Origin of the sequence: Ruminococcus sp. RTP21484sp1_RTP21281st1_A8_RTP21281_210402 (assembly GCF_040914025.1) — a bacterium.
In the GTDB taxonomy this organism is placed as follows: domain Bacteria; phylum Bacillota; class Clostridia; order Lachnospirales; family Lachnospiraceae; genus Blautia_A; species Blautia_A faecis.
On record NZ_JBCPGE010000098.1, the window covers coordinates 1 to 1755 of the forward strand.

1 pseudogene is annotated in these 1755 nt (G+C 38.9%); it reads left to right on the top strand.

Annotation, left to right across the window (positions count from 1 at the left end):
* Nucleotides 1-139: 139 nt before the first annotated feature.
* A pseudogene (locus tag AB5170_RS22395) lies at nucleotides 140-1502 on the top strand (transposase); the annotation flags it as partial.
* Between the last annotated feature and the right edge of the window lie 253 nt (nucleotides 1503-1755).

The window sequence follows — 1755 nt, forward strand, 5'->3', positions numbered from 1 at the left end:
TAGGCGTTTGCGAAACGCCAAAAGCCGCATAAATACGGCATTTTTTTGTTGTTAAAATAAAATATCTCCTCAAGGTTTATGGTAAAATAGAATTGCCTAGAAACTAATTAACCAATCCACCTAAAGGAGATATACCTACATGATAACATATAAACAGCTCACTTTGGCAGAAATTTTTGAAGATTGTCAAAATAAATTCGACAACGACAAATATCAGTTCCTTTCGCTTCTTGATGAAGCCATTAACCTTGATGAAATTGTTCCTGTTTCTTTTATTTCTCATTTTTACGCCAGTACCGGAAGACCTCGCAAACATCAGCTTTATCCAATGCTTAAGGCACTTCTTATCCAGCGTATTTTCTCAATCCCGACGGACACACTCCTGATCGTATTTTTGAAATTTTCCCAGGAACTGCGTGATTTCTGCGGTTTTGATGTTGTTCCGGATGGTTCCAAATTTACACGTTTCAAACAGGATTTTTTATCGGACTTACAATCTATGTTCGATCATCTTGTTGATCTGACCGAACCGATCTGCCAAAGTCTTGATCCTGCCCTTGCTTCCATGACAATCTTTGATACCTCTGGCATTGAAGCATGGGTTAAAGAAAATAACCCAAAATATGCCAACCGTATTATCAAGCAGCTAAAGGCTTTCAAAAAGTCCCATAACCTTGATGATTCCTATGATCCTTATAAAGCTGCTTATGGCTCTATGCCAACTCATGCGGCTTCCAATCAGGCAATCCAGCAGATGTACATCAATGGACATTTCTGTTACGCCTATAAATTTGGCATTATTACGAACGGGCTTGGTATTGTTCGTGACATCACTTTCTACAACAAGGACTTTCTAAAAAAACATCCTGATATCGTTGTAGGGAAGAAATCAGATTCACCGGATGAGGATAAATCCCTTGCCGATTCGAAAGCACTTCTTCCAGTTTTAATTGACTTTTTCCAGAAACATCCTTTAATAAATTCAAAGACGTTTCTTGGAGATGCTGCGTTTGATGCCATTAACATTTACAAATCCCTCTTTGAAGAAATTGGCTTTCAAAAAGCTTTTATCCCTTTAAAAACAAAGCTTTCTGTGGAAGGAACCGACTATACTGTCAATGAAAACGGTATTCCCTGCTGTCCTCACGATCCATCACTTCCGATGCGGCGTGAAGGAAGCAGATCCCATTTGCGGAGTAAACTTCCTACCATGAAGTTTGTATGTCCAAAAATGAAATGGGAATACAATCCTGCCGACAAGTCAAAACATCGCGTATGTCATTGTGACAATCCATGTACATCTTCTTCCTGCGGACGAATGATCTACATTTATCCTGAAAAGAACCTTCGTGCCTATCCTGGTGTAGAACGCGGCTCACAGGAATGGGAGGATACTTACAAGATCCGTGTAAATGTTGAAAAGTCAATCAACCATTTCAAAGATAGTTTCTGCATTGCAGATCGTAAAACACAGAATGAGAAAACACTTCATGCTGATTTACTGCTTGCAGGAATTACCCAGCTTGTTACTGTGCTTGTCGCTGATAAGATTCATCAATACCAATACATCCGGAGTTTGAAGCCTTTGATTGCCTGATTATTAATATGCATACAATCTTTTCTTCGCAGTTTATCTGGGAAGTCTTTTAGTCATGTTCAAATTTAGAAGTACCTATTTTTCATCTTAAGAATCCTGCGTTGCAGGATTCTTACCGCTTTTTAGTCAGGATTGCGAACTTGTTTCGCAATTACCTA